This is a genomic window from Vibrio sp. 704 (genome assembly GCF_033339295.1).
Genome location: NZ_JAWOUH010000582.1, coordinates 1 through 635, shown reverse-complemented (window position 1 = coordinate 635; position 635 = coordinate 1). Strand labels below are relative to the sequence as shown.

Here is a 635-nt window from a genome sequence, read left to right as displayed (position 1 = left end):
ACTTCAGTAGTTGAAACGCAAGTACTAAGAGGTCATTTATGAAAATACTTAAAGCGTTTTGGAAGAGGCTGAAGAACCCAAGTAAAGCTGCCGCTGGTGTGGTTTTATTCTTAGGCTTTGCCGGTGGTCTTCTGTTTTGGGGCGCATTCAACACGGGTATGGAAGCAACGAACACGGAAGAATTCTGTTCTGGGTGTCACGCACCTATCGTGAAAGAAATCCAAGAGACGATCCACTACTCTAACCGTTCAGGCGTTCGTGCAATCTGTTCTGACTGTCACGTACCACATGAATGGACAGATAAGATCGTACGTAAAGTTCAAGCGTCAAAAGAACTGTTTGCGCACTACGTTCTTGGCACCATTGATACACCAGAGAAGTTCCAAGCTCGTCGTGGCCATCTAGCCGAGCGCGAATGGGCTCGTATGAAGAAGAATGACTCTCTAGAGTGTCGTAACTGTCACGAGTTTGATTACATGGACTACTCACAGCAGGGCTCGCGTGCTGCGGCTCAACACTCAACAGCATTAGCTTCTGGCGACAAGACCTGTGTAGATTGTCACAAAGGTATTGCTCACAAGCTGCCTGACATGAGTGGCGTTGAAGGCTGGCAATAAGGAGGCAAACCATGAGTA

General features: G+C 47.6%; 1 protein-coding gene. It reads left to right on the top strand.

The genetic code is table 11. From position 1 onward, the window contains the following. Nucleotides 1-38 precede the first annotated feature (38 nt). Nucleotides 39-617 (top strand): NapC/NirT family cytochrome c, encoded by a 579-nt coding sequence (locus R7R24_RS27875; protein ID WP_005463498.1) that lies wholly within the window; start codon nt 39-41, stop codon nt 615-617. Nucleotides 618-635: the final 18 nt, after the last annotated feature.

Bases quoted from the DNA above. Each gene is read 5' to 3' on its own strand.
- R7R24_RS27875 (WP_005463498.1), top strand. From the start codon at position 39: ATGAAAATACTTAAAGCGTTTTGGAAGAGGCTGAAGAACCCAAGTAAA.